This is a genomic window from Agrobacterium sp. (assembly GCF_059499945.1).
The window spans coordinates 180,460-204,625 of sequence record NZ_JCABZP010000016.1; the positions used below are offsets into that span (position 1 = coordinate 180,460).

The window sequence follows — 24,166 nt, forward strand, 5'->3', positions numbered from 1 at the left end:
AATTCAACACCTCTTTCACAGAACCTGCACTGTTGGTGTTGCTCGCCATTCTTTCCCTGGCGTTGTCGTGTTGGTTGGCGCGCTACCCGCGGAAGACGAGCGTCGGAGTAACGCTTGGCGTGGTGCTCGGAGTTTTCCTAACTAATCTCGCAGCAGGTATCGTTGCCTTTCTGGGAAATGTCCTCCCATTCGGGCAGATCGATTTTTGGCTGGCCAGTTCCTTGACCGGAATTCTCCGATAGGAGACCTGTGATCTGGCACTGCCGTCGGGAAGCGGGCAAAGAAAAAAGGGCGGACAAGCATGCTGTCCGCCCTGTTCTCATTCTGTCAGCCAAACACTCAGGAAGCTATGGCCTTTGGCCGGGGCTGCTGGCCTTCATCTTCTGTCAGCAGGCCGCTGGTGCGCAGCAGCGAGGTGAAGCGTCCGCCGCGCTGGCTCAGCTCATCGAAAGTACCCTTTTCGATGATCCGGCCCTGATCGAGGAAGAGGACGAGATCGGCATCGCGGACCGTGGAAAGGCGGTGGGCGATGATGAAGGTCGTACGGTTCTTTCTCAGCGCGTCGACAGCGGCCTTCACGCGGGCTTCCGTTTCCACGTCCAGCGCACTGGTCGCTTCGTCCAGAACCAGAATGGGAGCGTTCTTCAGGATGGCGCGCGCAATGGCGATGCGCTGGCGCTCGCCGCCGGACAGGCGGTTGCCGCGTTCACCGACCTGGGTCAGATAGCCATTGATGCGGCTGTCGATGAAATCCGTTGCCGCCGCTGCCGCCGCTGCTTCCATCACTTCCGCATCGGTTGCCGATTCACGGCCGAGGCGGATGTTTTCGCGGATGGAGCGGTTCAGCAGCCCGGCATCCTGAAATACTGTGGCGATGGAATTGCGGAGCGAATTTTTCGTCACCGTCGAAATATCGGTGCCATCGATCAGGATCTGGCCGGAATCGGGATCGTAGACGCGCTGCAGAAGGTTGATGAGCGTTGTCTTGCCGGCGCCCGTCGGACCGACGATCGCAACGGTCTCGCCGGCCTTCGCCGTGAACGAGACGTCATGAACGCCCTGCTTGGTGTTGGCGAAACCGAAATTGATGTGGCGGAATTCCACGGTGCCGGAGACATTCGACAATTCGCGGGCGTCGCCCGGCTCTTCCCGTTCCTTGACGGAATCCTCCAGAACGAAGAAATCCTCGAGCTTGGCGCGGGCTTCGAAAATTTGCGTCACGAATTGCCGCATCTGATCCAGACGGCCAATCAGGAGATTGGCAAAACCGATGAAGGCGATGACGTCGCCGACGCGCAATTCGCCGTTCTTGACCAGAACGGTACCGATGACGAGGATGATCATCATCGAAACAGTGGAGGCCGTGCGGTTCAGAGCACTCGCAAAGGCCCACCAGTCAAGCACCGGATATTGTGCGCTCAAGAGTTTTTCAGTGAAGGATTTCAGCGCCTTCGTTTCAGCCTCGATGCGGTTGTAGCTGTGCAGCACCGACACGTTGCTGATGGAATCGCTGACATGGGCAAAAACGCTGTGATAGTGCTCCTCTACCGAAGCCTGGCCATCCTTGGTGCGGCCCATCACCCACTTGCCGATGAACCAGTAGACGATGCCGAGGCCAATCAGAACGAAACTGAGGCGCATGTCCATGGACATGGCGGTCGGCACAAGCAGCACCAGCGCGACGAAAGTGGCCAGATGCGTGCGCATGAATTCGAGCCAGAGGCCAAACAGCGTTTCGCTGGCGCGCAGGAGCGTGTGCAGGGCGTTCGACGTGCCGCGCTGATGGTGCCAGGAGAGCGGCATGGAGATGATGCGCCCAAAGGCTTCCGTCAGCAGCGAAGCGCGCCGGCCATGGGCCAGCCGGTCGGCCTCGCGGGCGACCGCGACATAAGCGACGGTGTTGAAGACGCCAAAACCCGCCCACAGAATGAGAATGGGCGTGACATTGGTGCCGGAAGAGATGGCGTCAATGATCCGGCCGAACAGTACGGGTTCGGCGATGGTGATCGCTGCAAGAATGACGTTGGCAATGACGACAACCGTCACACGCCATTTATGAACGGTCAGATAGCGCAGAGCGCGTGTATAAACCTGAAACAAGGTCAAATTTTCAATCCAGTCCGTGCGTCTTTTCAAGCGGTTTATTGTTCGGCCTCAACGCCATGCTACTTTAGCAAGGTTGCATGAGACGGCGAATTTTGTGTAATTATCGCTCTTTCTGTCTGAATGGCGGCTTAACAGATTGACCGCGCGTGCGAACCGAAAAAACCGAACCCGATGTTTCCCGGGGCCTGCCGTCACAAGATTTAGCATCTTCGTTTCAGGGATTGATAACGACGATATGTTCAATCTCAACCGACCGGCGCCCGAGTAACATGACGTCATCGCGGGACCATGTCCTCCGTGTCATTCCCTTCAAGCCAAGCTCCGGACCCCGTGTCTTTATGCATGATATTCTTCACTTCATCTCAGCGTGTTACCAGGCGGGAAGCGCCGACCGCGTTCGCTCCGAATTTGCAACGCTCATTCGCGAATACGGTTTCGAATATTTTCTCGTCAGCAGGCGGATGACCGGGGAGATCGCCTCCAGTGGACACATTCTCGCGCAACATCTGCCTGAAGGCTGGCTGGAGGTTTACAGGGCCAAGAAGTACAATCTCGTCGATCCCGTCCGCAAGGTGATCGGCATGGTGCACAAGCCGTTTCAATGGAAGGAAGCGCTTGAGGGCCTGCCGCGTGCGATGCATCGCAAAAGGGCGAGCGTCTTTTTCCACGACGCAGGCCGCTACGGTCTGCAGGGCGGCTATGCCTTTCCCGTGCACGGTCGTGCGGGATTCATCGGTGCGGTCTTCATTGGCGGTCAGGATCGGCAATTGCCCTCCTTGCAGGTGGAGCTGCTTGATGCTGCCACGCGTGCCGTGTTCTGGCGCCTGCTCGATCTTTCCGGGCAGGCTCATGGCTTCAGCAATGCCCCCGACGTTTCCGCTCTCGAGCTTACGAGGCGCGAAATGGAGGTGCTGACGCTGATGGCAGACGGCATGACCTCGACGGAAATCGGACGTCAGCTATCGATCTCCAACCACACGGTCGACTGGTATATCAACGGAATCCAGCGCCGTTTCAGCGCCAAGAACCGACAGCACACCGTAGCGCTTGCTTTTCGTCATGGATTGCTGAGCTAGCGCAAACAGGACAGTTCTCGCCGGAATTGCCCTTTCCAAGACCGGGTTTTGCTGCTTAATTCCGCAGTGCAGCAGAAGTTTTGTTTTGGCGTGTGGGGAGACCGTCTTGAAGATATCGAAAATACTTGTTGCCAACCGATCCGAAATTGCGATCCGCGTTTTCCGGGCAGCGAATGAGCTTGGGATTAAAACCGTTGCGATTTGGGCGGAAGAGGACAAGCTGTCTTTGCACCGCTTCAAGGCGGACGAATCCTATCAGGTTGGCCGAGGGCCGCATCTCGCCAAGGACATGGGGCCGATCGAGAGCTATCTTTCGATCGAGGAGGTTATCCGCGTGGCCAAGCTCTCGGGAGCAGACGCGATCCATCCCGGTTACGGTCTCCTGTCTGAAAGCCCCGAATTCGTGGAGGCCTGCAACAAGGCCGGCATCACCTTCATCGGACCGACGGCGGATACGATGCGCCAGCTCGGCAACAAGGTCGCCGCCCGCAATCTGGCGATCTCGGTTGATGTCCCCGTTGTTCCCGCCACCAATCCGCTGCCTGATGATATAGCGGAAGTGGAACGCATGGCCGAAGAAATCGGCTATCCCGTGATGCTCAAGGCCTCCTGGGGCGGCGGCGGTCGCGGCATGCGCGCCATCCGCAAAAAGCAGGACCTCGCCCGCGAGGTGACGGAGGCCAAGCGCGAGGCGAAAGCCGCCTTCGGCAAGGATGAAGTTTATCTCGAAAAGCTGGTCGAGCGTGCGCGTCACGTCGAAAGCCAGATTCTCGGCGATACGCATGGCAATGTCGTGCATCTGTTCGAGCGTGATTGTTCGATCCAGCGGCGCAATCAAAAAGTCGTCGAGCGTGCGCCTGCACCCTATCTGTCCGAAGCGCAGCGCCAGGAACTGGCCGCCTACTCCCTGAGGATCGCCGCCGCGACCAATTATATCGGCGCCGGCACGGTCGAATATCTGATGGATGCCGATACCGGCAAATTTTACTTCATCGAGGTCAATCCGCGTATTCAGGTGGAGCATACCGTCACCGAAGTCGTGACTGGTATCGATATCGTCAAGGCGCAGATTCATATTCTCGAAGGTGCCGCCATCGGCACGGCGGAATCCGGCGTTCCGCGCCAGGAGGACATCCGTCTCAATGGCCATGCGCTGCAGTGCCGCATCACGACCGAAGACCCGGAACATAATTTCATTCCGGACTATGGCCGTATCACCGCCTACCGTTCCGCTTCGGGCTTCGGTATCCGTCTGGATGGCGGCACCTCCTATACCGGCGCTGTCATCACCCGCTATTACGATCCGCTGCTTGTGAAGGTGACGGCCTGGGCGCCGCGACCGGATGAGGCGATCAACCGCATGGACCGCGCGCTGCGCGAATTCCGTATTCGCGGCGTGGCGACCAACCTCACCTTCCTCGAAGCCATCATCGGTCACGACAGCTTCCGTAACAACACCTATACGACCCGGTTCATCGATTCGACGCCGGAGCTCTTCGCACAGGTCAAGCGTCAGGACCGCGCCACCAAGCTTCTGACCTATCTCGCCGACGTGACCGTCAACGGCCACCCGGAAACCAAGGGTCGCGCCAGGCCGTCCGAAAAGGCGGCGAAGCCCATCGTGCCTTATATCGATGCGCCGACACCTGACGGCACAAAGCAGCTGCTGGACAAGCTTGGCCCGAAGGGCTTTGCGGACTGGATGCGTAATGAAAAGCGCGTGCTGGTCACCGATACGACCATGCGCGACGGGCACCAGTCGCTTCTCGCTACCCGCGTTCGCACCCATGACATCGCCCATGTCGCGAGTGTTTACGCCAAGGCGCTGCCGCAACTTCTGTCGCTGGAATGCTGGGGTGGTGCGACGTTCGACGTTTCCATGCGCTTCCTGACTGAAGACCCGTGGGAGCGCCTGGCGCTTATCCGCGAAGGCGCGCCGAACCTGCTGCTGCAGATGCTGCTGCGCGGCGCAAACGGCGTCGGATACAAGAATTATCCTGATAATGTCGTGAAATATTTCGTCCGCCAGGCCTCAAAGGGCGGAGTTGATCTTTTCCGCGTCTTCGACTGCCTGAACTGGGTGGAGAATATGCGCGTTTCGATGGATGCGATTGCCGAGGAGAACAAGCTCTGCGAAGCGACCATCTGCTATACCGGCGATCTGTTGAATTCGGCGCGTCCGAAATATGATCTCAAATATTATACCGGCCTTGCCGCCGAGCTTGAAAAAGCCGGCGCTCATATCATCGCCGTCAAGGACATGGCGGGTCTGTTGAAACCGGCTGCCGCCAAGGTTCTGTTCAAGGCGTTGCGCGAGGCGACCGGTCTGCCGATCCATTTCCACACCCATGATACCTCGGGCATTTCCGCCGCCACCGTTCTGGCCGCTGTGGATGCCGGCGTCGACGCCGTGGATGCTGCGATGGATGCCTTCTCTGGCAACACCTCGCAGCCATGCCTTGGTTCGATCGTTGAGGCGCTGGCAGGGTCGGAACGCGATACGGGTCTTGATACGGAATGGATCCGCCGCATTTCCTTCTACTGGGAAGCTGTTCGTAACCAGTATGCGGCTTTCGAAAGCGATCTCAAGGGACCGGCTTCGGAAGTCTATCTGCACGAAATGCCGGGCGGCCAGTTCACCAACCTCAAGGAACAGGCGCGGTCGCTGGGTCTGGAGAGCCGCTGGCACGAGGTGGCGCAGGCCTATGCCGATGCCAACCGCATGTTCGGCGATATCGTCAAGGTAACCCCGTCCTCCAAGGTCGTCGGTGACATGGCGCTGATGATGGTCAGCCAGGATCTGACGGTCGCCGATGTCGAAAACCCCGATCGTGAAGTGTCTTTCCCGGAATCGGTGGTTTCGATGCTGAAAGGCGATCTCGGACAGTCGCCAGGCGGCTGGCCGGCAGCCCTGCAGAAAAAGGCGCTGAAGGGCGAAGCGCCCTATACCGTTCGTCCGGGTTCGCTTTTGGCAGATGCCGATCTCGACGCGGAGCGGAAGGTGATCGAGACCAAGCTGGAGCGCAAGGTCGACGACTTCGAGTTCGCGTCCTATCTCATGTATCCGAAGGTGTTCACCGATTTCGCGCTCACCGCCGAGACATACGGCCCCGTTTCCGTGCTGCCCACCCATGCCTATTTCTACGGCATGGAGGATGGCGAGGAGCTGTTTGCCGATATCGAGCGCGGCAAGACGCTTGTCATCGTCAATCAGGCCTCGTCCGGCATTGATGACAAGGGCATGGTGACGGTGTTCTTCGAGATCAACGGCCAGCCGCGCCGCATCAAGGTGCCGGATCGTGCCCATGGTGCTTCCGGCTCCGCCGTGCGCCGCAAGGCCGAACCGGGCAATGCTGTCCATATTGGTGCACCGATGCCCGGCGTTATCAGCCGCGTCTTCGTCAATCAGGGTCAGGAGGTCAAGGCCGGTGACGTGCTGCTCTCCATCGAAGCCATGAAGATGGAAACCGCGCTTCACGCCGAACGCGACGGCAAGATCGCGGAAGTTCTGGTGCGCCCCGGCGACCAGATCGATGCGAAGGATCTGCTGATCGCTTACGCCGAATAAAAGCCGTTCGAATCTCTCATTACACAGTCAGACGCCCGTCTTTTTCGGCGGGCGTTTTTTATTGCGCTTCGGTGGAAACTCGAATATGCATGTTCGTGCACGTTTGTTCCTGTTTATGCATGAGTCTCCATGAGTGATCATTTCGTCAGCGAGCGGCAGGCGCTTATCCTCGCGCAGCTACGGCAAAGCGGCCGTGTGCTGGCGCAGGATCTTGCGCAGAACTTCGGCGTTTCCGAAGACACGGTGCGTCGTGACCTGCGTGAGATGGCGGCCCGCGGGGAATGCCTGCGCGTTTATGGCGGGGCGCTGCTTTCCGACAGCAAGACGGTGCCACTGAAGACGCGCATTGCCGAGGATGCGGACCGCAAGGCCATGCTGGCGCGTGCCGCTGTCCCGCTGCTTGAACCCGGCATGGTCGTCTTCATCGATGCCGGCTCCACCAATCTCGCCATCGCACGCGCGATCCCTGCCGGTCTCAACCTGACAGTGGTGACGAATACGCCAGCCATTGCCGCCGAACTGACGGGGCGGGCCAATATCGATCTGGTGCTGATCGGCGGAAAAGTCGATCCGGCTGTAGGTGCGGCTATCGACGCCATGGCGCTTCGGCAGCTCGAACTGATGCGGCCCGATCTTTGCATTCTCGGTGTGTGCGGCGTTGCGGCCGAGACGGGTCTGTCGGCGGATGTTTTTGAAGATGCGGTGTTCAAGCGGCTTGCCTGCAGCGCCAGCCAGCGGATCGTCGCAGCGATTACCACGGAAAAGCTCGGCCATAAGGCTGCTTTCCATGTGCATGATTTTTCTCCACCTCTTTCCCTCGTGCTGGAGCAGGATGCCGACCGCGTATTCGTCGAGGCGCTGTCGGCAAAGGGCGTACAGATTCATTGCGGCGACGATGACGCCGCCCGATTTTCCCACGGTCAAGTCTGAAGGATATTGCCGATGAATGGCCCCACGACATTTTCGCCGACAGGCATGCGTTCGTCCTATCTGACACGGCACAGGCTGGGCGTTTCCCTGTTGTTCCTGATGAATGGCTTCATGATGGGGTCATGGGCGCCCAAGATTCCGGAATTTGCGGCGCGCCTTTCCCTCAGTGAAAGCGCGCTCGGCCTCATCATTCTGGTCTTCGGCATCGGCTCGCTGGTTTTCATGCCCATTGCCGGTTCCCAGATTGCCCGTTTCGGCTCGCGCACGGTGAGCCTCGTCACCGCCGCGATCTTTCTGCCGACGCTGCTTTTCATTTCCTGGGCCGGCACGGTGTGGGCGGGGGTGATCGCGGTATTTCTGTTCGGCGGGCTGACGGGGGCGATGGATGTCGCCATGAACGCCAATGCCGTGGCGGTGGAACGGGATATGCGCCGCGCCATCATGTCGTCGTGCCATGCCTTCTGGAGCCTCGGCGGTCTGATCGGCGCTGGTCTTGGCGGTTATCTCATCACGGCGATCGGTGTGCAGGGGCATGCCGTTGCGTTGACGGTCATCGCGCTGGTGTTGCTGGTCATTGCATGGCCGCGGGTTCTCGCGGATCGCCCGCATCCTGAGGAGGAACGCCCGAAAGGCGGCCTGCCGCTGACGCCGCTGCCCTGGATCATCGGCCTGATGGCGTTATTCTCGATGATTCCGGAGGGTGCCATCCTCGATTGGGGTGCCCTTTATCTGCGCAACGAACTGGGCGCTTCCGTCTCGCAGTCCGGTTTCGCTTTCGCGGCATTTTCCATGACCATGGCGATCATGCGGTTTGCCGGCGATCTGGTGCGTGACAGGTTCGGGGCGGTCCGAACCCTGCGTTTCTGCTCGGTCATGTCGATCACCGGTCTTCTGATTGCCGGCCTTGCGGGAAATTCCACTTTCGTGATTATCGGTTTCGCCATTGCCGGTATCGGTATTTCCAACATGGTGCCGATCGCCTTTTCGGCGGCGGGCAATATGCCGGGACTGGCGCCTGGCATCGGCCTTTCGGTCGTCACCACCATGGGTTATTCCGGCATTCTGGTAGCGCCCTCGGCGATCGGCTTCATCGCTGAACATACCGGTCTTGCCAGCGTGTTTCTCGCTCTGCCGCTGCTGCATGTGGTCGTTCTGCTACTTTCACGGCTCGCCCGGCATGCTGATGGTGCGGGCAAGGAATAGGCGTCTCGAATTTTGCCATGATTGCGGTAAAGTAGAAGCTCCAGCGCGTTGGGTGTTGACAAGGAGGCCCCCTTGTTTCACCTCAATTGCCAGACCTTGCCGCAAGCTCCAGAGACCGCCATGACGTCACATGCCGATTACGATCCGAAGCCCCGCCGCGCATCCGTCGCCGTAGACGTGGGCGGTGTCATCGTCGGTGGCGGTGCGCCCGTCGTCGTGCAGTCGATGACAAATACCGATACGGCTGACATCGACGCCACCGTGCAGCAGGTGGCGGCGCTTTTCCAGGCCGGTTCGGAAATGGTGCGCATCACCGTCGACCGCGATGAGAGCGCTGCCGCCGTGCCGAAAATCCGCGAGCGGCTGCTGCGTCTCGGCATGGATGTGCCGCTGATCGGCGATTTCCATTATATCGGTCACAAGCTTCTCGCCGATCACCCTGCCTGTGCCGAGGCGCTGGCGAAATACCGCATCAATCCCGGTAATGTCGGCTTCAAGGACAAGAAGGACAAGCAGTTCGGCGAGATCGTCGAAATGGCGATCCGATACGACAAGCCGGTGCGAATCGGCGTCAACTGGGGGTCGCTCGATCAGGAATTGCTGACGACCCTGATGGACAAGAACAAGGAGCAGGGCTTCCCTCTCTCCGCTCGTCAGGTCACGCGCGAGGCGATCGTGCAGTCGGCGTTGATTTCCGCCGAGCTTGCCGAAGAGATCGGCCTGCCACGTAACCGCATCATCCTGTCGGCCAAGGTCAGCCAGGTGCAGGACCTCATCGCCGTTTATTCGATGCTGTCGGAACGCTCCGACCACGCCCTGCATCTCGGTCTCACCGAAGCGGGAATGGGCTCGAAGGGCATCGTCGCTTCATCCGCCGCCATGGGTTACGTGTTGCAGCATGGTATTGGCGATACGATCCGCGTTTCGCTGACGCCGGAGCCGAATGGCGACCGCACCCGCGAGGTGCAGGTGGCGCAGGAATTGCTGCAGGTCATGGGTTTCCGTCAGTTCATTCCGGTCGTTGCGGCATGTCCCGGCTGCGGGCGCACCACGTCCACCGTCTTCCAGGAACTTGCCCAGAATATCCAGAACGATATTCGCAAGAACATGCCGATCTGGCGTGAGAAATATCCTGGTGTCGAGGCGCTCAATGTCGCCGTCATGGGTTGCATCGTTAATGGCCCCGGTGAAAGCAAACATGCCGATATCGGCATTTCGTTACCCGGAACCGGCGAAAGCCCCGCAGCGCCCGTCTTCATCGACGGAGAGAAGGCGCTAACCCTGCGTGGCCCCAATATCGCCGCCGATTTTGAAGCGCTTGTGATCGATTACATCGAAAAGCGTTTTGGCCGGAAAGATGCGGCGGAGTAAAGAGTACCGTGAAAAGGCCGGAATTCCACTGTCATACCTCCTGAACCTCTCGGAGCATAAAAACACATGATCAAAAAAATCGCGATCGTCGCCCTTTGCGGGACCTATCTTTCCGCCTGCACCACCACCGATCCCTATACGGGTGAGCAGAAGATGTCGAACACCGCCGGCGGTGCCGGCATCGGCGCCGTGGTCGGTGCTCTGGGTGGTCTGGCTGTCGGCGGTTCGCCGACCGGTCGCCGCAATGCCGCGCTTATCGGCGCGGGCATCGGCGCGCTCGCCGGCGGCGCTATCGGCAATTACATGGATGGTCAGGAAGCCGAGCTTCGCGCCCAGCTTCAGGGAACGGGTGTTTCGGTTACTCGCCGCGGCGACAGCATCGTTCTCAACATGCCGTCGAACATCACCTTCGCGACGGACCAGGATCAGGTCATTCCGCCATTCTACCCGACGCTCGATTCTGTCGCCATTGTGCTGAACAAGTTCAACCGCACGCTCATCGACATCAACGGCCACACCGATTCCACCGGCAGCCTGCAGCATAACCAGGCGCTTTCCGAGCGTCGCGCCGCATCGGTTGCGAATTATATCGGCGCGCGCGGCGTCGACCAGCGCCGTATTTCGACGCTCGGCTTCGGCCCGTCGCAGCCGATCGCCTCGAATGCAACGTCTGACGGTCGCGCCCAGAACCGTCGCGTCGAAGTGCTGATTTCGCCGCTCAAGGGCTGATTGGATGATGGGAAGCTGAGAGGAGAACCGGCTCAGCTTTTCCGTTCAGCGATGAATCTTGCGGCCGCGATGAGAATCGCGGCCTTTTCGCCATAGGGAGCCAGCAGTTCCGCAGCTTCCGCCACCTGCTCCTGCAGCTTGCGGCGCGCCCAGTCTTCGCCGCGCAATGCCACGAGCGTTCCCTTGCCGCGCGCGGCATCCTTGCCGGTCGCCTTGCCCATGGTGGCGGCGTCGGCCGTCAAATCCAGAAGATCGTCGGCAAGCTGGAAGGCGAGGCCGATCTTTTCGCCGAAGTGACGCAACCTTTGCCTTTCGGAAACATCGCTTCCGGCGATGATTGCGCCCGCTTCGCAGGCAAAACGCAGCAGTGCGCCAGTTTTCATAGCTTGCAATGTAATGACGCCGGCCTCATCCGGCGCTGTCTTTTCAGCAGCGAGATCGAGGGCCTGGCCGCCGGCCATGCCGCCGATGCCCGCTGCGCGGGCAAGCGAAAGCACGAGCGCGGCCTTGCGTTCGGCCGCGAGCGGATTTTCGTCCGAGGCGATGATATCAAAGGCAAGCGTCAGCAGGCTGTCGCCGGCGAGAATGGCGGTCGCCTCATCAAATTTGCGATGCACCGTCGGCTGGCCGCGGCGCAGGTCATCGTCATCCATGGCGGGCAGATCGTCATGAACAAGCGAATAACAATGGAGGCATTCCAGCGCGGCGCCGACATAAAGGGCGGCTTCGGCATTTCCGCCCGTAAGGGCGGCACTTTCGATGACGAGGAAGGGCCGCAGGCGTTTGCCGCCGTTCAGCACGCCATGGCGCATGGCGTCGAGCAGGTTTTGTGGGCGCGTGATCTCGTCTGCGCGTGCTTCGCCGGAAAGCAGGCGGCCAAGCAGGGCTTCGGTTTTAGCCGCGTTTTCGCGCAGCTTCGTTTCGAAATTTGTCATCGCAGCGTCCATGCCGCGCTCTTTGGCATGCCGCGCGAATGCAGGCAAACCTTTTCGTGATTCCAGAGGCGCAACTATTTGACCGGACTCGCCTTGAAGGCGGCAATGGACTATGAAAGGCTTCAATTGGTGCGGGGCTTTGACGAATATTGAGCAGTACGCCTGAAAGCGACGCAGATTACGCCGTGCTGGCGGAAGACCGGAGCAGTCCGAAGGTGGATTTTCGCACGTTGGCAAAGCGCATCATCATGACCTTGCTGGCTTTGCTGATCCTGCCCTATCTGCTGATCCCGGTCTATGCACTGCCGTTTTTCCGGCCGGTCTCGACGCTGATGCTCGCCGATCTGGTGACCTTTCAGGGTTATGACAGACGCTGGGTGCCGCTCGAGGATATTTCCCCGCGCCTTGTTCAATCGGTGATGATGTCCGAGGACGGGCAATTCTGTTTCCATGGCGGCGTGGACTGGAACCAGATGCAGTCCGTGGTCAGCAATGCGCTCGACGGGGCCTCCACCCGTGGCGCGAGCACCATTCCGATGCAGACGGCCAAGAACCTGTTCCTCTGGAACGGCCGCTCTTTCCTGCGCAAGGGGCTGGAATTGCCGCTGGCGATCGCCGCCGATTTCGTCTGGTCCAAAAAACGGATGATGGAGATTTATCTCAACGTTGCCGAATGGGGACCTGGCATCTACGGCATTGAGGCCGCAGCACAGCACCATTTCAAGGTGCCGGCCGCAAAGCTCAGTTCCCGCCAGGCGGCGCTGCTGGCTGTTTCACTACCTAATCCCATCGACCGCGTCGCCAGCAAGCCGGGACGCGGATTGCAACGGCTTGCCGGCCTTATCGAGCGTCGCGCCCGCGCCTCCGGCGGCTATGTCGGCTGCGTGCTGGACTGACCCTAGCGCGCTGGTTCAGCCTTTCTTGAAAATATAGTCGGTTTCCTGACGCAGCGTTTCGCCCGGCCGCAGGATTGCATGCGGAAAATCCGGGTGATTGACGGCGTCTGGCCAAATCTGCGTTTCCAGGCAGAAACCCGCAAAGGGGCCGTAGTGACGGCCATCGAGGCCGGGAACCGGGACGTCCAGTTTAAAGGCCGAATAAAGCTGTACACCGGGTTCGGTGGTGTGAACCTCAAGAGCGATATCGGAGGCCGGCGAATAGGCGCGGGCGACCTTGCGCTTGGCGCGACGTTCGGGCGAAAGGCAGAAATTATGGTCGTAGAGGACCTGCTCGCCATTCTCCTTGCGCCGCATCGGTGTTGTCTGGCGAAGGTCGAACACGGTTCCTTCGACGGAGCGGATTTCGCCCGTCGGTATCTGCTTGTCGTTGGTGGGCAGGTAGAAGTCAGCAGCGATGCTGATCTCATGCCCAAGTGCGGTATCTGCCCCATCGAGATTGAAATAGGAATGCTGGCAGACATTGGCGATGGTCGGCTTGTCGGTCACCGTTTCATAGACCACCGAAAGCACACCGCCGTCGAGGATCGTATAGGTGGCCGTGACCGTGCAATTGCCCGGATAACCGGCGCGGCCATCGGGATCGATTATCTGCAGAATCGCATGGCTTTCGCCATGTTCCATCAGCATCCAGTTGCGTTTGCCCATGCCGTCGCTGCCGCCATGCAGATGGGTTACGCCCTTTTCGTTCAGTTCCAGCTGGTATTCGTGCCCGTCGATCGAGAACCGGCCGTCACCGATACGGTTGGCGTTGCGGCCGGGGGTGGCGCCGAAATAGGAGGAATATTTGTAATCCTCGAACTTGTCGAAGCCGAGCACGAGCGGCGGCTGGTGGCCCTCAAGACGCAGATCCTGAATGACGGCACCCCAGGTGATGACCTTGGCCGTCAGCCCGCCTTTCGAGATGGTGACGCGTTCGACTTTTTCGCCGGTCGCCGTGAAACCGAAATTCTCCCGTGCCGCCGCGTCGCCCATAACATCATTCTCCCGGTTGCCATGAATTGCCGGCGGACGTTGCGTCATTTTCCGGCAATTCGCAATCCCGCAATTCAAAGCATGTCTCCCAAAAGTGTCCTGCGGTTTTGGGACAAAGACATGCTTAAAACAAAGAAGAAAGCGCGTCGCATGCGTTTGACCAAACGCGACGCGCTTTAAGCGGCCAGTTGCCCGATGGCTTCTAGATCATAGGGCGTCGTCTGGTATATCTCGTTGATCCAGTTGCCGAAAAACAGATGGGCATGGCTGCGCCAGCGGTTGAGCGGGGCAAGTTCCGGGTCGTTGTGCGGAAAATAGTCATGCGGCAGCTTGATGGGCACGCCGGCATTCGCGTCCCGGAAATACTCATCCGAAAGCGACGTCGAATCATATTCGACATGGTTGAACATATAGAGCCGGTTGCCCTCCTTCTCATGCACCAGACAAACGCCCATTTCCTCTGACTCCATCAGGATTTCGAGTCTCGGATGTTTTTCGATATCGGCGCGGCGTACTTCAGTCCAGCGCGAGACAGGAACCTGGAAATCATCCGAAAAGCCGTTCAGGTAGATCGACGAGGGGCAAAGATTGCGGTGACGATAGACCCCGAAAGCCTTTTCCTTCAGTTCGTGCTTCGGCACGCCATGGAAATGATAGATGGCGGCCATCGCCCCCCAGCAGACATTCAGCGTCGAATGGACATTGGTCTGCGTCCATTCGAAAATCTTCTGCATTTCGTTCCAGTAGGTCACGTCTTCATAGGCCAGCGTCTCCACGGGGGCGCCGGTAATGATGAAACCATCAAACTTGCGGTGGCGCACTTCCTCCCACGTCTCGTAGAAGGACAGGAGATGCTCTTCCGGCGTGTTCTTGGCGCGATGGCCGCCGATCCGCACCAGCGACAGTTCCACCTGCAGCGGCGAAGCGCCGACGAGGCGTGCCATCTGGATTTCCGTCTTGATCTTGTTCGGCATGAGGTTGAGAAGCCCGATCTGGAGCGGGCGGATATCCTGCCGGATAGCAGCCGTTTCGGTCATGACCCGCACGCCCTCGTGAACGAGGGTCTCAAAAGCGGGAAGCGTATCGGGAATCTTGATCGGCATGTCGAACTCTCTTTTCCGGATCACGTAAAGAACGTTGCGAAAACAAAAAAACCGGCAGCGAAATCGCGACCGGTCCCAGGAAATTGCCTTTTTCCTCGACCCTTTAGCGACTTCTTTAAAGTGGCTGCAAGCCGGTCGGCAAATCACCACTGAGGCGTTTCATAATCCCGAAGCCGGCGAAAATCAATATAGGCTGATTTCATCGGGGTTTCGGCTTTCCATTTTTGGCCGAGGTGCGGTAAGGCAGGGCATGGATAAAGAGCGTTTCACCATTCTGCTTGGCGGCGATGTCACGGTGACCGATCGTCTGAAAGAGGCGGTCGCGGATAGCCGTGTGATTGCGGCCGATGGCGGCATGCGCCATGCCCGGCCGCTTGGCCTTGCGCCGGAGCTGTGGGTCGGGGATTTCGATTCCGCCAGCAAAGAGTTGCTGGACGCCTGGCCAGATGTGGCGCGGCAGCCGTACCCGGCCGCAAAGGCGGTGACGGATGGCGAGATCGCGGTATCGGAAGCTCTCTCCCGTGGAGCGCATTCGCTGGTGCTTGTCGGTGCGCTTGGAGGCGAGAGAAGCGACCATGCGCTGCAGCACCTTCTTTACGCGGTGGCGCTGGCCGAACGTGGTATCGACGTTACGCTGACGTCAGGTGAAGAAGAGGCCCGGCCGCTGCTTCCCGGTTTGCTGGATGTCGATCTGCCGCCCGCTTCGCTGTTTTCTGTTGCCGGATTTACCGCCCTTGCGGGGCTTGATATCGGCAATGTGCGTTATCCGCTGAAGGATTTCGCGCTTGCTTTCGGCTCCTCCCGCACTATTTCCAATGTCGCGAATGGCGGCCCCGTGCATTTCTCGCTGAAAAGCGGAAAAGCCATCGTGCTCGCCCGCCCTTATGATCTGACCGGAGCCTGACACCTTGGCACCCCCAATTTTGAAACTCGATGACATCAAGCTGACCTTCGGCGTGACCCCGCTGCTCGATGGCGCCAATCTCCAGGTAGAGCCGGGCGATCGCATCTGCCTTGTCGGGCGCAACGGTTCGGGCAAGTCGACGCTGATGAAGATCGCTGCGGGTCTCGTTGAAGCGCAGTCGGGTGAGGTTTTCCGGCATCCGTCCGCGACCATCCGTTATCTGGAACAGGCGCCGGATTTCAACGGTTACGACACCGTGCAGGCCTATGCCGAGGCTGGGCTCGGACCCGGCGACGATCCCTATCGCGTCACCTATCTTCTTGAACATCTCGGCCTCACGGGGCAGGAACATCCGGCAAGCCTTTCCGGCGGTGAGGCGCGACGTGCGGCCCTTGCCCGCGTGATGGCGCCGGAACCTGATATCCTGATGCTCGACGAACCCACCAACCATCTGGATCTGCCGACCATCGAATGGCTTGAGAGCGATTTGCAGCAGACGCGCAGCGCGCTGGTGCTGATTTCGCACGACCGCCGTTTTCTCGAAAAAGTCTCGACTTCGACCGTCTGGCTCGATCGTGGCCAGTCCCGCCGTCTTAATCGCGGCTTTGCCCATTTCGAGGAATGGCGCGACAAGGTGCTGGAAGAGGAAGAGCTGGAGCAGCACAAGCTCGGCAAGGCCATCGAACGCGAAGAACACTGGATGCGTTATGGCGTGACCGCGAGGCGCAAGCGTAACATGCGCCGCGTCGGTGAGCTTCAGGCCATGCGCGCGGAATATCGTGGCCACAAGGGGCCGCAGGGCACGGTGCAGGCGACCGTCACCGAAGGGCGCGAATCCGGCAAACTGGTCATCGAGGCCGAGGCCATCACCAAGGCTTACGGCGAGCGCGTGATCGTCGCGCCGTTTTCGCTGCGTGTCCATCGCGGGGATTGTATCGGTTTCGTCGGCCCCAATGGCGCCGGTAAAACCACGCTTCTGAAGATGCTCACCGGCCAGCTTGAGCCCGATAGCGGTATGGTGAAGCTCGGCACCAATCTGGAGATCGCGACGCTCGACCAGAAGCGTGAGGATCTCAATCCCAACGATACGCTCGCGCATTATCTGACCGATGGTCGCGGCGAAAACCTGCTGGTCAACGGCGAATTGAAGCATGTGACGGGCTATATGAAGGATTTCCTGTTCCAGCCGGAACAGGCCCGTACGCCGATCCGCAACCTTTCCGGCGGCGAGCGCGCGCGCCTTATTCTGGCACGCATCCTGGCGCGGCCGACCAATCTTCTGATCCTCGACGAGCCGACCAACGATCTCGATATCGAAACGCTCGATCTTTTGCAGGAAATCGTCGCTGGATTTTCCGGCACGGTCATTCTCGTCAGCCACGACCGCGATTTCCTTGACCGCACCGTCACCTCCACCATCGCCCCGGTCAATCCGGACCAGCCGGATGGGCGATGGATCGAATATGCCGGTGGCTATTCGGACATGATGGCGCAGCGCAAGGGTGCTGCGGAAGAAAAACGCAAGGCTGAGAAGCAGGAAAAAGCGAAGGCCGCACCTTCGGCCTCCGCGTCGCAGGATCCTTCAAAGGCCAAGGGCAAGCTTTCCTTCAAGCAGAAATTCGCGCTCGAAAATCTTCCGAAGGAGATGGAAAAGGCGCAAGGCGAAATCGCCAAGCGCGAGGAGCGCATGGCTGATCCTAATCTCTTCACCAAGGATCCGGCCACTTTCAACACGCTGGCGAAGGAAATGACGAAGCTGCGTGAAAAGCTCGAGACCATGGAAGAAGAATGGCTGGAGCTGGAGATGCTGCGCGAGGAACTGGAAGGCTGAAGGCCGCAGGCCCCTCGTTTGATCGACCCTCCTTCGGTCTTTGACAGAAAAGCGGAATTGCCGTTCTATGCTGGTTCGTTTGGAGGAGTTGTGAAAATGCGCATGATTTTCGTCAATCTGCCGGTCAAGAATATCGAGAAATCAAGAAGCTTCTTCACGGCTCTCGGTTTCAGCTTCAATCCGGAATATTCTGACGACCGCACGCTCTGCATGATCGTGGAAGAAAACATCTTCGTGATGCTTCTTCAGGAAGGGCGTTTCCGCGATTTCATCAACGGCGACATCGCCGATGCGACGCGCACCACCGAGGTTCTGACCTGTCTCACGGCGGGAAGCCGCGACGAAATCGACCGGATGATCGCAACGGCGCTTGCCTCCGGTGGCAGTGATTGGAAACCCGTGCAGGATCACGGCTTCATGTATGCCGGCAGTTTTCAGGATCCCGACGGGCACGTCTGGGAGCTGGTGCATATGACGGAGCAGGGCTGACGGCGGCCATCTTGCCAAGCAGGGACGACCGGACTACACCATCATCTTGATCTAACGGGGTGTCTTTTGCGCTTGCGTGCAAAAGGCTGAGAGGCTTGCCAACCCGAAGAACCTGATCCGGTTCATACCGGCGGAGGGATTAGACGGCTTCAAGGCAGGCGGCTATTTCCCTTTTTGTTTTGAGGAGATACCCGTGCGCCGTCGTCTTTTCCTGAATTCCCTTGTTGCCGCTTCGCTGTTCCTGCCCGGTCTTGCCGCCGCGCAGGACAAACAGGAACTGACAGTCTATACCTATGAGAGTTTCGTTTCCGAATGGGGTCCCGGTCCCAAGGTAAAAGAAGCCTTCGAGAAGGTCTGCGGTTGCACGGTCAATTTCGTCGGTGTTGCGGATGGTGTGGCGCTTCTTAACCGTCTGAAGCTTGAAGGCGCAGGGTCCAGGGCGGATGTGGTCGTTGGTCTCGACACCAATCTTGTTGCCGAGGCGAAACAGACCGGTCTTTTTGATGTTAGCGGCGTCGATGCGTCGGCGGCCAAGGTGCCGGGCGGTTACAGGGACGATGTTTTCGTGCCTTACGACTACGGGCATTTTGCCGTCATCTATGACACGCAGACGGTGAAGAACCCACCGGCGAGCCTGAAAGAGCTGGTGGAAGGCGACCCCTCGCAGAAGATCGCCATTCAGGACCCGCGCACCTCCACGCCGGGGCTCGGCCTGCTGTTGTGGGTAAAATCGGTCTACGGTGACAAGGCCCCGGAAGCATGGGCAAAGCTCAGGAAGCGCATTCTCACCGTCACGCCGGGCTGGTCGGAATCCTACGGCCTTTTCACCAAGGGGGAGGTGCCGATGGTGCTCTCCTACACCACCTCGCCCGCCTATCATATGGTCGCCGAAAAAACGGATCGTTATCAGGCCGCGGCTTTTTCCGAAGGGCATTATATCCAGATCGAAGTGTCCGGCCTTCTCAAAAACGCGCCGCACAAAGATCTGGCAAAGCAGTTCCTCGCTTTTACGCTGACATCAGGTTTTCAGGATGCCATTCCGGAAAACAACTGGATGATGCCGGTTGCGGCAACGTCCAATCCCCTGCCCGAGGCGTTTTCCAAGCTCGTCGTGCCGCAGAAGACCTTCTTGATGGACCCGGAAGAGGTGGCGAAGAACCGCAAGGCGTGGATCGATGAATGGCTCACGGCCATGAGCATGAATTGAGGAGGAGGCACGCCCGCACATGATGCTGCGTCGCGATTATCGGCGATCGATCATTTTCGGAACGGCGGCTTTTGCCGCCGTTTTCCTGTTCATGGCGCTCGCCGTTGCGGCCCTCCTGTCTTTTGATGCGGGCGCGTCTGCTGCCGGTATCATGGATGCCTATACGCTGCGCATCCTGCGTTTCACGCTTTATCAGGCAACGCTTTCCACCCTTCTTTCCATTGTTCTTGGCCTGCCGGTGGCGCTGGCGCTTTCCCGGCGACGCGAGTTTCCGGGAAGGATCTGGATCATCAGGCTGATGGCGGTGCCGATGGGTCTGCCTGTCATCGTTGGCGCCTTCGGCATCATCACCATCTGGGGCAGGCAGGGTGTTTTGAATACGGCCCTCGTTTTTGCCGGTGCGGATGAACCTTTCAGCATTTACGGCCTTTCCGGCATCCTTATCGCCCATGTGTTTTTCAATCTGCCGCTTTCGGTCCGGCTGATGCTGGCCGGGCTTGAACGTATTCCAGGCGAATATTGGCGCATGGCGGCAAGCCTCGGCATGGGGCCGGTCTCGGTTTTCCGTTTTATCGAATGGCCGGCGGTCGCGCGTCTCGTTCCCGGCATTGCCGGGCTTATCTTCATGTTGTGCGCCACCAGCTTCACGCTCGTGCTTCTTTTAGGCGGCGGGCCGGCAGCCACGACACTGGAGGTGGCGATCTATCAGGCGCTGCGGTTCGATTTCGATCCGCAGCGGGCGATTGCGCTTTCGGTTTTGCAGATTGCCCTCACCGCAATTCTGCTCGGCCTTCTCGCCTTTTTGCCGTCGCCCGAAGCGGAAATCCCTTCGCTTGGTCGTTCCCTTCGCCGTTTCGATGGCAAGAGCATCGGCGCACGTTTGTGGGATGGGGCGGCCATTGTCTTCGCTATTCTGCTGATCGGCCTGCCGCTTGTCGCCATAGCTGTCTCGGGTTTGAGTGCCGATCTGCCGCGTCTTCTGTCTGCACCGATTTTTCTGCGCGCGGCGGCGACCAGCCTTGCAATCGCCGCGCTTTCCGCAGCCCTTGTCGTGCTCTACTGCATGGCGATCATCGGCGCGCGCCAGGCTGTAGGCTCCAGACGGCAGGTGGGGCAGCCTCTGCGCTTGCTCTCCGCCATGCTTGGGGCGGGGTCTTCGTTGGCGCTCTTGGTGCCGCCTGTCGTGTTGGGAAGCGGGTGGTTCCTGTTATTGCGGGTTTTCGGTGATGTCAGCTTCTATGCTCCCGTTCTCGTGGCGCTTATCAATATGTTGATGGCTTTGCCGCTTGCCATGCGGGTGCTGGAGCCGGCCTTCACCAGTCATTTTTTACGCACCGGCCGGCTTTCCGCCAGTCTCGGGCTTCAGGGCCTCACGCGGCTGCGGTTTGCCGATCTGCCGGTTCTGTGGCGGTCGCTGGCCATGGCGTTTTCCTTCGCCATGGCCCTGTCGCTCGGCGATTTAGGCGCGGTTGCCCTGTTCGGCTCGGAAAATTTCGTCACCCTGCCGTGGCTGGTCTATAGCAATATGGGCAGCTATCGCACCAATGATGCCGCCGGTTATGCCTTCCTTCTCGGCATTGTCTGCCTGCTGCTTGCCGCAGGCGGCGTTTCACGGCAATCCCAATCAGCAAGGGCGAGCATATGACAGGCGATGATTTTGCCGTTGAACTGGACAAGGTCAGGCTACGGCTTGGAACACAGGATTTCGAACTTGATTGTTCGTTCCCTAAGGGGCAGATAACCGCCGTTGTCGGGGCATCCGGCTCGGGAAAATCCACGCTTCTCAATCTCGTCGCCGGTTTCGAGGAACCGGATTCCGGGCGCGTGATGATCGGCGGGCAGGACATGACCGCGCTTGATCCTTCGGAAAGACCGGTCTCATCAATCTTTCAGGATAATAATCTTTTCGCCCATCTCGATATCTTCACCAATGTCGCTCTCGGTGTCAGCCCCAGGCTGAAATTGCGGGTGGAAGACCGGCAAGAGATTGAGATGGCCCTCGTCCGTGTCGGTCTTGCGGGTTTCGACAAACGCTTGCCGGGCACGCTTTCCGGTGGAGAAAGACAGAGGGCGGCGCTGGCGCGCGCGCTGGTCAGGAAAAAACCTGTCATGTTGCTCGACGAACCTTTTGCAGCACTCGATCCGGGATTGCGGGCGGGCATGACCTCCCTGCTTCTCGACTTGCACGCCGAAACAAAAAACACGGTGATTATTGTCACCCACCATCCCGAAGACATAAAGAAGCTGGCGCAGCGGGTGGTGTTTCTTGAACGCGGCCGTGTTGTCTATACCGGTTCGACCGCAGATTTCTTCGCCACACAAAATGTGAAGGCGGTCGACAGTTTTCTGAACGGGTGATCGCCTTATTTTCGACGCGTGCCGCTGGCAATCGCTTTAGATGACTTCAATGGCGCTAATTTGCACTTGCCAGTTTCAAGTTGTTGCCCGAGAAAAGATGGGAATTATTGCGTTCTTCAGGAATATTCCGGACTTGATGGATCGTTTTTACCGTTTTGGCATTCATCGCCCGTTGGGGCGAATCTGTTATTCTGGTCTGCAATTAACGGATGATCAGGAACGTTAGGGGCAGGCATAGAGAATGAGAAATAGCATGACTGCACAGTGGAGGCTCTTCTCCCGTTCAGGCCTTCGCCGTTCGGGCAGGATGGCTGCCGCCTGTTCCGTGCTGACAGCGTCTGCGGTGTTCCTGTCGTCGTGCCAGTCTCTCTTCAGCCCGGCCTACCAGTCCACCTTGCGTCCCTCGGATAATCCGCAGACCGTGGAAGAAGTGCAGAAGAATGATCCCCGCGCCCAGATGGGTGCGCGCGAGCATCCGCGCATCGTGGCGAGTTATGGCGGCGAATATCGTGACGCCAAGACGGAAAGGCTCGTCGCCCGCATCGCCGGCGCGCTGACGGCGGTTTCGGAAAATCCGCAACAGTCCTACCGCATCACCATCCTGAACTCGCCGGCCATCAATGCCTTTGCGCTGCCGGGCGGATATCTTTACGTGACGCGTGGGCTTCTGGCGCTTGCCAACGATGCTTCGGAAGTGGCTGCCGTGCTTTCGCATGAAATGGGCCATGTCACCGCCAACCATGGCATTGAACGCCAGCGCCGGGAAGAGGCGGAGGTGATTGCCAGCCGCGTGGTTGCCGAAGTGCTGTCGAGTGATCTCGCCGGCAAGCAGGCGCTTGCGCGCGGCAAGCTGCGGCTCGCGGCCTTTTCGCGTCAGCAGGAATTGCAGGCGGATGTGATCGGCGTGCGGATGCTGGGCGAGGCCGGTTATGACCCCTTTGCCTCGCCGCGTTTTCTGGATTCCATGGCGGCCTATGCGCGGTTTTCCTCGGCCGATCCTGAAAACGACCAGAGCCTCGACTTCCTTTCCAGCCACCCCAACACGCCGCAGCGTATCGAGCTTGCGCGCCGTCATGCCCGCGCCTTCGGCCAGGACGGCCAGGTCGGGGATCGTGGTCGCGAGTGGTTTCTGGACGGCATAGACGGCCTGCTTTATGGCGACAGCCCGCAGGAAGGGTATGTCCGGGGCCAGACATTCCTGCACGGAACGCTCGGCATTCGTTTCGATGTGCCGGAAGGTTTCGTCATCGACAACAAGGTTGAGGCCGTTCTGGCGACGGGGCCGGGCGATATGGCCATCCGCTTCGACGGCGTCGCCGATCCGAAACAGACAAGCCTTGCCAATTATCTGACCAGCGGCTGGGTTGCCGGCCTGTTGCCGGAAACCGTCAAGGAAACCCAGATCAACGGTCTGGAGGCTGCGACGGCGCGGGCAAGCGCGGATAAATGGGATTTCGACGTGACCGTCATTCGCGTCGGCCAGCAGATATTTCGTTTCCTGACGGCCGTGCCGAAGGGCAATACCCAGCTCGATTCCATCGCCAACACATTGCGCACCAGCTTCCGCAAGATGACGCCGCAGGAAATAGCCTCGCTGAAGCCGCTCAGGGTGCGGGTGGTGACGGTGAAGCCCGGTGAAACCGTGGCGACGATGGCGGCGCGGATGATGGGAACCGACCGGAAGCTGGACATGTTCCGCATGATCAACGCCATGAGCGCCACCGCCACAATCCAGCCCGGGCAACGGGTGAAGATCATTTCGGAATAAGCTTGCGGCCTCCTATTCGCCGGTTGCCTGCGACAGGTAGGCGTGAACCAGTGCGATCATTTCCCGCCTGACTTTGGGCGACTGCAGCTCTCCGCGGCGGGCGGCATTGTGAATGATGCCGTCAATGGCATCCGATACGATCCGCGCTGCGGTTCCGCTTTCGACCTTTGAACCGGCTGTCATATGTGCCGCGATCGCTGCCGCATAGAGACCGAGATATTCCTGTTCGAAAGCGCTGTTGGGATCGTTCGTTCCTTGGTGGCTCGGCGCATCATCCAGAAGGACCTTGTGAAGGCCGGGATGGATGCTGTGGACCCCGATCATGCCGGTCACGAGCTCTTCAACGAATCTAGCGAGCGATTGCCGCTTTTGCGCGATGCTCTTCATGATGGAGAGACAGTCCTCGAGGTGACGATGGCGTACCGCTTCCACGATCGAAACCTTGTCCGGGAAATATTGATAGAGCGAGCCGATGCTGACGCCGGCCGTTTCGGCGACCCTGTTCGTGGTAAAACCCGCCCAGCCGTGATCGCTTAAAATGCGAGCCGCCGCATGGATGACAGCATCGACCGTTGCCCTGGAACGCTCCTGACGCGGCTCCTTGCGCATCTCGGTTTTCCGCTTTGCAATGCGAGTAGACAAGGCATCCTCCATGAC

19 protein-coding genes and 2 riboswitches are annotated in these 24,166 nt (G+C 59.3%); of the genes, 14 read left to right on the plus strand and 5 right to left on the minus strand.

Annotated features, from left to right (window positions below; translation table 11 throughout):
* Positions 1 to 339 precede the first annotated feature (339 nt).
* Entirely contained in the window at positions 340 to 2,106 is a 1,767-nt protein-coding gene (locus tag AC5I5B_RS20170; RefSeq protein WP_026363748.1) for a glucan ABC transporter ATP-binding protein/ permease, read from the minus strand.
* Positions 2,107 to 2,444: 338 nt separating this feature from the next.
* Between AC5I5B_RS20170 and AC5I5B_RS20175 the strand changes: the two genes are divergently transcribed.
* The 6 genes from AC5I5B_RS20175 (at position 2,445) to AC5I5B_RS20200 (ending at position 10,983) form a co-directional block, all read left to right on the plus strand.
* Complete coding sequence (locus AC5I5B_RS20175) at positions 2,445 to 3,182, plus strand: helix-turn-helix transcriptional regulator (protein WP_003505141.1); 738 nt, start codon at positions 2,445 to 2,447, stop codon at positions 3,180 to 3,182.
* Between the two features lie 106 nt (positions 3,183 to 3,288).
* Positions 3,289 to 6,750: a pyruvate carboxylase gene (gene pyc / locus AC5I5B_RS20180; RefSeq protein ID WP_111834629.1), complete on the plus strand. Its 3,462-nt coding sequence runs from the start codon at positions 3,289 to 3,291 to the stop codon at positions 6,748 to 6,750.
* A gap of 129 nt (positions 6,751 to 6,879) precedes the next feature.
* Positions 6,880 to 7,680 carry a DeoR/GlpR family DNA-binding transcription regulator gene (locus AC5I5B_RS20185; protein WP_087745164.1) on the plus strand — a complete coding sequence of 267 codons (801 nt, stop codon included), beginning with the start codon at positions 6,880 to 6,882 and terminating at the stop codon, positions 7,678 to 7,680.
* A 12-nt stretch (positions 7,681 to 7,692) separates the two neighbouring features.
* Positions 7,693 to 8,883, plus strand: coding sequence for an MFS transporter (locus AC5I5B_RS20190; RefSeq protein ID WP_003505136.1), 1,191 nt, complete (start codon positions 7,693 to 7,695; stop codon positions 8,881 to 8,883).
* A 120-nt stretch (positions 8,884 to 9,003) separates the two neighbouring features.
* Positions 9,004 to 10,254, plus strand: coding sequence for a flavodoxin-dependent (E)-4-hydroxy-3-methylbut-2-enyl-diphosphate synthase (ispG, locus tag AC5I5B_RS20195; protein WP_003505135.1), 1,251 nt, complete (start codon positions 9,004 to 9,006; stop codon positions 10,252 to 10,254).
* Positions 10,255 to 10,320: 66 nt separating this feature from the next.
* On the plus strand, positions 10,321 to 10,983 hold the full coding sequence (locus AC5I5B_RS20200; RefSeq protein ID WP_003505133.1) for a YiaD family glycine zipper/OmpA-like lipoprotein: 663 nt from the start codon (positions 10,321 to 10,323) through the stop codon (positions 10,981 to 10,983).
* Positions 10,984 to 11,015: 32 nt separating this feature from the next.
* Here AC5I5B_RS20200 and AC5I5B_RS20205 read toward each other — a convergent pair whose 3' ends face one another.
* The gene (locus AC5I5B_RS20205; protein ID WP_026363750.1) at positions 11,016 to 11,930 is read right to left on the minus strand and encodes a polyprenyl synthetase family protein; all 915 of its coding nucleotides are present in this window, start codon (positions 11,928 to 11,930) and stop codon (positions 11,016 to 11,018) included.
* A gap of 137 nt (positions 11,931 to 12,067) precedes the next feature.
* Here AC5I5B_RS20205 and mtgA point away from each other — a divergent pair, with 137 nt between their 5' ends.
* On the plus strand, positions 12,068 to 12,814 hold the full coding sequence (gene mtgA / locus AC5I5B_RS20210) for a monofunctional biosynthetic peptidoglycan transglycosylase (protein WP_020010807.1): 747 nt from the start codon (positions 12,068 to 12,070) through the stop codon (positions 12,812 to 12,814).
* 15 nt (positions 12,815 to 12,829) lie between these two features.
* Here mtgA and AC5I5B_RS20215 read toward each other — a convergent pair whose 3' ends face one another.
* Together AC5I5B_RS20215 and metA are read right to left on the minus strand one after the other, a co-directional pair.
* A complete protein-coding gene (locus AC5I5B_RS20215; protein ID WP_060727358.1) occupies positions 12,830 to 13,849 on the minus strand; it encodes an aldose epimerase family protein in 1,020 nt (339 codons plus the stop codon).
* A 176-nt stretch (positions 13,850 to 14,025) separates the two neighbouring features.
* A complete protein-coding gene (gene metA / locus AC5I5B_RS20220; protein WP_003505125.1) occupies positions 14,026 to 14,952 on the minus strand; it encodes a homoserine O-acetyltransferase MetA in 927 nt (308 codons plus the stop codon).
* 83 nt (positions 14,953 to 15,035) lie between these two features.
* Positions 15,036 to 15,112: riboswitch (SAM riboswitch) on the minus strand.
* A 90-nt stretch (positions 15,113 to 15,202) separates the two neighbouring features.
* On the opposite strand from metA, the gene AC5I5B_RS20225 reads away from it, so the two are divergent.
* From AC5I5B_RS20225 to AC5I5B_RS20255, 7 genes are all read left to right on the plus strand, one after another.
* Positions 15,203 to 15,856 (plus strand): thiamine diphosphokinase, encoded by a 654-nt coding sequence (locus AC5I5B_RS20225; RefSeq protein WP_003505123.1) that lies wholly within the window; start codon positions 15,203 to 15,205, stop codon positions 15,854 to 15,856.
* A 4-nt stretch (positions 15,857 to 15,860) separates the two neighbouring features.
* Positions 15,861 to 17,687, plus strand: a complete 1,827-nt coding sequence (locus AC5I5B_RS20230) for an ABC-F family ATP-binding cassette domain-containing protein (protein ID WP_060727359.1) — start codon at positions 15,861 to 15,863, stop codon at positions 17,685 to 17,687.
* Between the two features lie 96 nt (positions 17,688 to 17,783).
* Positions 17,784 to 18,176 (plus strand): VOC family protein, encoded by a 393-nt coding sequence (locus AC5I5B_RS20235; RefSeq protein WP_003505120.1) that lies wholly within the window; start codon positions 17,784 to 17,786, stop codon positions 18,174 to 18,176.
* A 45-nt stretch (positions 18,177 to 18,221) separates the two neighbouring features.
* Positions 18,222 to 18,332: riboswitch (TPP riboswitch) on the plus strand.
* Positions 18,333 to 18,369: 37 nt separating this feature from the next.
* Entirely contained in the window at positions 18,370 to 19,383 is a 1,014-nt protein-coding gene (gene thiB, locus AC5I5B_RS20240) for a thiamine ABC transporter substrate binding subunit (RefSeq protein ID WP_060727360.1), read from the plus strand.
* 19 nt (positions 19,384 to 19,402) lie between these two features.
* Complete coding sequence (gene thiP / locus AC5I5B_RS20245) at positions 19,403 to 21,028, plus strand: thiamine/thiamine pyrophosphate ABC transporter permease ThiP (protein WP_111834630.1); 1,626 nt, start codon at positions 19,403 to 19,405, stop codon at positions 21,026 to 21,028.
* Positions 21,025 to 21,741 carry a thiamine ABC transporter ATP-binding protein gene (locus AC5I5B_RS20250; RefSeq protein WP_111834631.1) on the plus strand — a complete coding sequence of 239 codons (717 nt, stop codon included), beginning with the start codon at positions 21,025 to 21,027 and terminating at the stop codon, positions 21,739 to 21,741. The genes thiP and AC5I5B_RS20250 overlap by 4 nt, the downstream gene beginning before the upstream one ends.
* 307 nt (positions 21,742 to 22,048) lie before the next feature.
* Entirely contained in the window at positions 22,049 to 23,509 is a 1,461-nt protein-coding gene (locus AC5I5B_RS20255; protein ID WP_065695313.1) for a M48 family metalloprotease, read from the plus strand.
* A gap of 12 nt (positions 23,510 to 23,521) precedes the next feature.
* On the opposite strand, the gene AC5I5B_RS20260 is transcribed toward AC5I5B_RS20255, so the two are convergent.
* Positions 23,522 to 24,118 carry a TetR/AcrR family transcriptional regulator gene (locus AC5I5B_RS20260; protein WP_003505112.1) on the minus strand — a complete coding sequence of 199 codons (597 nt, stop codon included), beginning with the start codon at positions 24,116 to 24,118 and terminating at the stop codon, positions 23,522 to 23,524.
* Positions 24,119 to 24,166: the final 48 nt, after the last annotated feature.